General features: G+C 52.7%; 4 protein-coding genes and 2 pseudogenes. 1 reads left to right on the top strand and 5 read right to left on the bottom strand.

The features are described from left to right. Positions 1 to 129, top strand: a pseudogene (locus tag J8X26_RS24730) (IS6 family transposase); the annotation flags it as partial. Positions 130 to 731: 602 nt separating this feature from the next. Here J8X26_RS24730 and J8X26_RS24715 read toward each other — a convergent pair. The 5 genes and pseudogenes from J8X26_RS24715 to J8X26_RS24695 all read right to left on the bottom strand — a co-directional run. Then, positions 732 to 1,286: a hypothetical protein gene (locus J8X26_RS24715; RefSeq protein WP_208952264.1), complete on the bottom strand. Its 555-nt coding sequence runs from the start codon at positions 1,284 to 1,286 to the stop codon at positions 732 to 734. A 169-nt stretch (positions 1,287 to 1,455) separates the two neighbouring features. Beyond that, positions 1,456 to 1,908 (bottom strand): AfaD family invasin, encoded by a 453-nt coding sequence (afaD, locus tag J8X26_RS24710; protein ID WP_208952263.1) that lies wholly within the window; start codon positions 1,906 to 1,908, stop codon positions 1,456 to 1,458. 55 nt (positions 1,909 to 1,963) lie between these two features. Beyond that, positions 1,964 to 4,459, bottom strand: a complete 2,496-nt coding sequence (locus J8X26_RS24705) for a fimbria/pilus outer membrane usher protein (RefSeq protein ID WP_208952262.1) — start codon at positions 4,457 to 4,459, stop codon at positions 1,964 to 1,966. A 15-nt stretch (positions 4,460 to 4,474) separates the two neighbouring features. Next, on the bottom strand, positions 4,475 to 5,257 hold the full coding sequence (locus tag J8X26_RS24700; RefSeq protein ID WP_208952261.1) for a fimbria/pilus periplasmic chaperone: 783 nt from the start codon (positions 5,255 to 5,257) through the stop codon (positions 4,475 to 4,477). 1,037 nt (positions 5,258 to 6,294) lie between these two features. After that, a pseudogene (locus J8X26_RS24695) lies at positions 6,295 to 7,851 on the bottom strand (Tn3 family transposase); the annotation flags it as partial. Positions 7,852 to 7,921: the final 70 nt, after the last annotated feature.

Raw genomic sequence — 7,921 nt, 5'->3', positions numbered from 1 at the left:
TCGTTCCGGCGGGCGCAGACCATACTTGCGGGTATTGAGCTGGTTCACATGATACGCAAGGGGCAGTATGAGCATCCAGCCGGGGACGGATTTTCCCCGGCTGGACAATTTGACCTGTTGGCTGCCTGAAAAACAGGCAGAGCACCTTTTTCCGATCAGCTGCCGTTAATGCGACAGAACCAAAAAGCTTATTGCCAAAAATTAAGGAATCCTTGCGGTCACCCATGATACGTAAAGGGCAGTATCACCATCCGCAAACTGCGGGATTGTCACCAGCAGAACAATTTTATCTGTTGGCTGCCTAAAAAAACGGCATCGCTATTTCTGCTGACCTGTCGGCGTTAATGCGACAGAACCGTATCTAATCCTGGGGGCAGGTCAGATGATGTTAACATTGAAGGGACATTCGATATGCGTATGAAATTATGGATTGGAGTGGGTATTTTTGTCATGGCTCAGTCGGGACAGGCCGCTCTTGCTACTGTTCAGCCGGGGACAATCCGTCCCCGTCAGGATGCTCACACTGACCCTTGCGTATCATGTGAACCAGCTCAACATCCCGGCAAAACCCAGTTGGGCAGAACCGAACAGGGCTTTGACTGGATGGGGCTGTGGTTTAAACGAAACGGGGTACAGTCCAGCACCCCGTGCCGTGATTAAACACCGTTACAGGAGCCGCCTTTATAGAAGGCGGCTTTTTACTTCTGTATCTGGCTAAGTATTTTTAGCCATTAAGACGTATAGGCGTAAGCTGTAACCGAAACAACGTACGAGTCGGCTTTCGAAGCCTGTGCTTCATTTATATTTGGCATACTTAGCCTGTATGATGACATGTTGTCCGTGACTGGTCCGAGCGTATACATGTATGGGATTAAGCTGTCTGCTTCGTGACGCGTCCAGCCAGTCGAGGTCGAGGTTGATCCTAACATTAATCTTATCTCGTTTTCAGGATTATTCGTTCCATAAACATAGGTCTCAATATAACCAGCAATGTTGGAATAAGGAAGTGTTCCTTCCCCGAAGGTATACGCTATCTTATCTGTAGCACCTGCCGAAAAGGTCACATTACCCGTTGCCAGCACTCCTGAGCTGGCTCCGGCCAACACCCCCTCCGTCGCCGTGAGTGTATGAGTGAATACTACGGGCTCATTGAGTACAATTGTTGCTGTTGCGGTTTGGGGCGTACCGCTGACTGAAGCAGCAAACGTCCCTACTGAAGTAAATAATGCAGTAACACCTACTACTGTTGATAATACGTTTTTTAAGGGATGGTTAAAAATTAACATATGATTGTACTCTCTCTTATTTAACTTAGGGTGAATTATTCTACGCGCAGGCAGTTGCCAGTGCGCACACCAATAGTCCCTAAGACCATGGTTCTTATTTGTTATATTTGCGTAAGCAAATATAAGTTCTTTTTAAAATATGCCCGCACAGGTGCATGATGTTCTGACCTTACGGAAGCAACAACGCACCATTGATATTTACGGTGTACCTGTCGGCGGCCACCGTCTGGACGCCATCAGCCAGAATGTCAAAAACCATCCGGTCTTCGCTGGTATGCACGGTTATCCCCTGCGTATCCGGCAACTGGGTCACCGCCAGTTGCTGCGGTACCAGACGCACCCGCAACGTATGCGACGGGTTCTGGTTACCTGTCAGCACATAGCGGTCCGGCTGCGGTGTGCTGACAGCCGGCTCACTCCAGAGCTGAAAGCCGGTATGCGTGTCGTAGCTGACCAGCGTGCCCCTGCCAAGTTTTGTGCCGTCTCTGACCGCGCCTGCCTGCAGGCCCTGATTCATCTGCAACACCAGCTGCGGGCTGTTTGCTGCGCGGGTCTGTGCAGTGCTGACCATGCCTGCCAGCAGTGTTGCCGCTATCAGGTACATTGTTTTTCTGTTCATCATGCCCGGCCTCCGGGTAATGTTTCTGTTCGGTCGTTTCGGGAGTCGGCACCCGCTGTCAGCGACAAACCGCCTCTGACAGATACAGTCCCGCCGACCCCTGTTTTTCCGGCAGACGGTAGTCCGCCCGGCACTGTTGCGCCTCTCCCCATCTCGCCAGCAAGGCACCTTTCCCGTCCAGGCCGGACAGATACACCTGCCCGCCTTCACCGGTAATGCCACTGCCGGATGACGCCTGTTTTTCCGGGGTGACCAGGGCCCCGAAGGGAACCGGCTTGCCGTCCGGACGCATCAGTGTCACCAGCGCCCGTCGGCCAATATGGGTGACAAAGGTGGCCGGAATAACCGCACCCTGCGTCGGCACCACCGTCACGTCCGTCTGCTTTATTTCTGCATCCGCCGAAAGACGAGCCGGGTCCAGACTGACAATATTCTTCCGGTAAGGCTGCAGGCCGGACTGCGTGGTGTAGCCCCGAAAATCGGTTTTCACCCCCGGCCAGCCCCCGATCGCCACTCCGGACGCGCCCGGCGCTTCCACCAGTGCCACGGTATCGTTCAGGGTTTGCCCGGCGGTCACACCACTGCGGGTGATCACCACGCCGCCTGACGCATCCAGCCCCGTCTGCCGGTAAGACGGGCTGTAGCCGTAACGGCCATTCAGCTGGCCGTAGCCCCCGCTCCAGCCAAGGTTCAGGTCGCTGTCGTTGCGGTCTCCGCTAACCGCCCCCGAACGCTGACGCTGGTTCACATTCCACTGCAACTGGCGGTCATACGCCTGACCACTGAGCCCCACCTGCTGCGTGTTGCCGCCGGATGACGGCGACGTCATCTGATACGTCGCCCGGGTTGACCCGCCGAGCCAGCGGTCCAGCGGAACGCTGACCATCACGTTAACCTGCCCTTTACTGCCGCTGTTCCAGGTGCGGTTCTGCGTCGCATTCAGCGACAGGGAAACACCGCGTATACCGACGCCGTAGCCGGCACTGTACGACTCCGTACTCCCGTGCCCGTTGCCGTAGCTGTTGCGGGAACCGCTCAGACTGAAACTTCCCCATCCGCCCAGCGACTGACCGAGCGACAGGGTTGTCTCAGACCGGCGCTGTGCGTCACTGCCGACCAGACTTCCCTGCCGGTAGCTGTCCAGTACCTCAGACAGCGTGCTGAAACCGGATGCGTCATAGCGGGTGGTGGACAGAGTAATCGAGGTGTTTGTTGCCTCGACGCTCTTGCTGTAGCGCAGCCGCCCGAAACCGCCCGTTTCACTCTCATGTTCTTTCTTCTGCCCGCGGCCGTGGGTCCCGTCCAGCGACACCGCCCCCCACGACCCGAGCGACATGCCCAGACCCGCGGTCGTCGCCTGATAGTGTTCCGCCCCCTGCAGACCGCCGTACAAGGTCAGACTCCACGGCAGGCCATACATAACAGTGGCCTGTGCAACCGGTGCTGCATCAACCGCGTTATCTGATGCCCGGTACTGCCCGGCCATCAGGTTGTACACGCTGTGGCCTTCCTGCAGCGCTATCGCCGGCGTCTGATAAGAGACGCTGAACTCCTGGGTACTGCCGTCGGCTTCCCAGACAGTAACCTGCAAATCACCACCCGAGCCTCCTGCGGAAAAGTCACTCAGGGCAAACGGTCCGGGCGCCACCGTGGCGTTGTAAACCGTGTAGCCATTCTGCTTCACTTCCACCCGCGCCTGAGTGCGGGCAATACCGCGCACCACCGGTGAAAACGCCCGCTGCGAAGAGGGCAGCATATTTTCATCCGACCCCAGCATCACCCCGCGAAAAGGCACGCTGTCAAAAATTTCCGACGGCGTGAAACGCTCTCCCAGCGTCAGCCGGCTCTGCATGTCATACAGGCCGCGTTCAAGGTAGGTATAAGGCGTCTGCCAGCGGCCGGACTGCCCGCGGCTCTTCTGCCACGTCGTCGAATTACGCAGTCGCCATGGACCCCAGTTAGCGCCAGGCTCCAGTTGCAGGTACTGCGATTCACTGACACTTCCGCTCCCGACCCGTGATTCCACACTGCTGGTACTGGCCCGGTAATTCATCAGGACCGCCGGGACGCCCTCATCCCACAGTTCCCGGGGGGCCATGCCCTTTACTTCAGGCCGCAGCGCTATCTGCGGAACGCTCAGCATCAGCTGCTGCGCACCGAAGTTAAAATCGACTCTGGCATCCGGAATAACGCGGATATCAGCACAGTCTTTGTCTGCGTCCGGGCCTTTGCCGGACAATGCCGGATAGTCTTCCGTCTTGATGCCGTAACGTGAAAGCTGCGTCCTGCTCAGGCAGGGCTGCAAAACGGGCATTCCCCGGGCATCTTCCTGCTGGCGGAAAACCACCTCCCGGGAATCCACCTGCTCGCCATTGAGCAACACCTCAACCTGATAGGTTCCCGGAAGCTGCCCGCCCTGGTTAAACACCGCCATATCCGCATCACTGATATCGCCACCCAGACGTGAAGCATCAAACTCCCAGGCCAGCACCGGTAATGAAAACATGCCGACGGACATAGCCAGTGCAGCAGTAGAAAGCCTGAAATATTTCATTGCCCCCCCTGGTGATTACAGCGATGCCTGAAACTGACGACTTGCTCCGCCTTCATCGGTAATAACTGTCCACTTCACCTGACCGGCAGCGCCTTTTGGCAGGGTAAAGCTGCGGGAAGAACGCGGAGCGACATAGTCTTTATCCGGGATATCCATCCCTCCCACGCTGAGCGAGGACAGGTTCATATAAAATGCTGAAGGGTTAGTCACCGTCAGCTTATCGCCCTGGCGTTGCCATTTAAGCGCGGATGCGGCATCCATCATCGCCCCCTTCACGCCTGACGGGCGCACCAGCAGCTTAATGCAGCTGTTTGCACTGACTTCCAGATTCAGCGTGACATCAGTGGGTTTTAACGGCCTCCCGTTCTCATCCTGAGCCCAGACATCGGTATTTTTGGGTGGAATGCCGGCCACGCAAAGCCAGTGCAGCGTTTCACGGTCACCGGCCATCTGTCCGCCGGTACGGATAATTCGCAGACGGCTCTGCTGCTGCGCATCCAGACGGGAAACTGGCGGGGTAATAATAAAAGGTGCGACTGTTTTTTTATCTTCCGCAAATACCTTTCCCTGCACCAGAATGGGGTAATCCTGCGCATTAGTTACGGATAAAGACGCCCCGCTGGAGTCCGGGTTATATATCACTCGTGAGGCACCCAGTTTGACCTGGAATACTTTGGTATTGGTGACCGTCTTCTGCTCCTGCGCAAAAGCTGGAGTAACACCGTTACTGATTAATATCGCGGCGGCCAGTACGGCCCCTCCTGCGCTATAAAATTTATTTTTACAAAATAAAGGCATAACACTTCCCCGCCAGAGAATAATTACTCCTGACCATAGTTAATAGGAAAATACCCTTGTTAATTTTTAGAAAATCCCAAGATTAACAAAGAAACTCATTTAAAAAATACACAACCAGATCCCGGAAATAATAAAACAAGGATAATATCCTCCAGTCAGCAGGGTATGTACTTTTCAATAAAGTCACCGATGACTTTTATTATATCCCAGCAATTTCAGTCTTTAGACCAATGGCGTGAATATATAAATACCGAATTCCGTATGGCTTACAGTGATGAATAGGGCATTATTTCAACTCCCTTTCAATGTCAAAAAACATATCGAAATCGGAAAGTACAGGGATCCATTAATTGCATTAAAGCGGTAACTTAATTCAAATAAAAAGTATAAAACCCTTCGCAAATAACAAGAAACAAGCGATTTGCAATTATTTTCGAATCTGATGTGCCGCATCTACTGTGCCGCATCTACTAAAACTTCCAGTTCACCCTTATGCTGAGGTTTGAAAGAGGCGTATTTATAGCGTGGCGGCCTGACGGTGGCAAGATGAAAACAACGATCAATTAGGTAATACCAATAACTAAAAGCTATCAATATTTAATGATTGATCGTCAAGCCCGATCTAACTATTAACAATTGCACCTTAAATTACTAATGCTCATATATAGTTACGTAGTGTTACAAATGCGCGAAAGTAACATCCAGCAACCAAATTAGCTACAATTTGGTTACATTTGCATGGGGGGGAATGTTAGGTGTCGTTTATAGTTTGTTTAGGTTAAGTGAGCTGGAAGCTGGCGTCATTGACGGTTTTGTTGCATTAAAGTGTCGTCATACTGATATCTGGCAGTAGATACTGAGGGGCAGACTATCGCCTTTCTGCTGACGTCTATCCCTCCGCTGGTTTTCAGCGTTCGGCTCCAGATGGAGACCCGGCAGTAGGCGAAAACTCAAGACATGGCGTAATTTTCTGTACGAAAAGGATGTACGTATCATAGTGTATGTCCGAAACTGATTTCACTTACTTTCGGACACCATCAGGCGGCCAATGCCAGCCGCTGGTCCATGTTCAACTCGATACGGCCATACGGATTAACATGGTGGTATATCAATGGCGTCAGACCACGCCAGTCTTCTTCGGTCATTCGCTGACGCCAGGTCGGCTCCGAGAGCACATTCTGGATCAACAACGTATTGATGTAGACCAGACTGATTTGCAACAGGTGTAATGAGAGCATAGATAGCTCCTGATCCGCAGTCCGGTTGCTGGTGAATTCTCCGTGTTCGCCATAAAAAATAAAATTATTGGCGCTGTTCCAGTTTTCCACGACATTGAGACCCGCATTAATTTCGCAACGTAGCGACTCATCATGCAAATAACGGCAGAGGAAGATGGTCTTAATCGCTTTGCCCAACTCAGCCAGTGCCTTATAGTTTGGATGCTGGATGTTATTGCGGGTGAATCGCCTCAATATTGCCTCGGGTTCGGCTGTTCCGACTTTAAGTGCCGCTGTATATTTGATTATTTCGTCATACTGCTGTGCAATCAGTTCCCAGTCGATCCCCCGGGTTAAAATCGGGGTAAGTTGCGGGTACAACGATGCATCCTCCTTTTCACACACATACAGTTTCTGTCGGGCGATAGCTTTCAGGCGCGGCAATAAATCGAACCCCAAAACATCGCTGAACGCAAAGGCCACCTCGCTTTGCCCGTGGCTGTCCACATACTGGTGGTTGATCTCCATGTCAGTACAGTGGCGCAATACGCCCTCCATCATGGCAGCCACCTCCGATGAAGAACATCGACGCAATTGTGAATAAATACAGGTGGAGTGCGTGTCCACATGCCAGTAAATCATCACGCCACGCCCGCCATAGCGCGCATGCCATTCGGTCATCAGATTTTGATCATAGGCACCAAATTTCCGGGAGTCTGCGGCACAGGATGTCGTCGCATTCCCCCATATGACCGGCTGACGAATACGGAAAATACCGTTCACGATATGTGAAATCGCTGAGCGCAAAGCATCTTTTTGAATAAACCGCCGTTTAACGTAGCGCAATTCATCATAGTTGACGCGAGGTTGCTGGCTGGCAATGCGTTTCAGTCCTACATTGGTACCGAGGCCAAACAGACATAATAACAGGCGACGTTGCAATACCTCAGGTTCAAGAACTTCCCGGCTGGCAGATGTGCGAAATAACGACGAGAAATGTTCCCGTAAATCGACTTCCTTGAGTATGTCTATTAACTCCAGATCGGCCCACCGCCGGCCAATCTCCTGCTTCAGCGCTGCTGTATTGGGGGGCTCAGTCTGTTTTTCCAGTGGCGTCAGGTGGATACGATTTTTCCCCTGCTCCCTGATGCGAACTTTGGGGTTATCTGGCAGGCCATTATTTAGCGTGCCGAGCCAATGGCGCATTCTATCTTTGACTTGAGTAATAAAGGTTGTCGCATCGGCTGGAGCCTGCAACAGGGAATAATAATAGGCCCGGTTAGTGGCAAAGTCCGCGGGGAGATCCTCTGCTGGATCACGATAACGGTCAGCGCCTGTTACCCAAATTTCTTTGTTACGCAGACTCTTACGTAAAGCGGCTTTGTTGAATAAATCGAACTTTTTGCCGTAATCAGGATCAGATCACCACATTCTCGATCCTGTAGCG

It is taken from the genome of Rahnella sp. ChDrAdgB13, assembly GCF_017655185.1.
In the GTDB taxonomy this organism is placed as follows: domain Bacteria; phylum Pseudomonadota; class Gammaproteobacteria; order Enterobacterales; family Enterobacteriaceae; genus Rahnella; species Rahnella contaminans.
This window is presented reverse-complemented; position numbering and strand designations above follow the sequence as displayed.

Excerpts from the sequence above, each read along its gene's own strand:
- J8X26_RS24700 (WP_208952261.1), bottom strand. The coding sequence starts at position 5,257 with ATGCCTTTATTTTGTAAAAATAAATTTTATAGCGCAGGAGGGGCCGTA.
- J8X26_RS24715 (WP_208952264.1), bottom strand. The coding sequence starts at position 1,286 with ATGTTAATTTTTAACCATCCCTTAAAAAACGTATTATCAACAGTAGTA.
- afaD (WP_208952263.1), bottom strand. The coding sequence starts at position 1,908 with ATGATGAACAGAAAAACAATGTACCTGATAGCGGCAACACTGCTGGCA.
- J8X26_RS24705 (WP_208952262.1), bottom strand. The coding sequence starts at position 4,459 with ATGAAATATTTCAGGCTTTCTACTGCTGCACTGGCTATGTCCGTCGGC.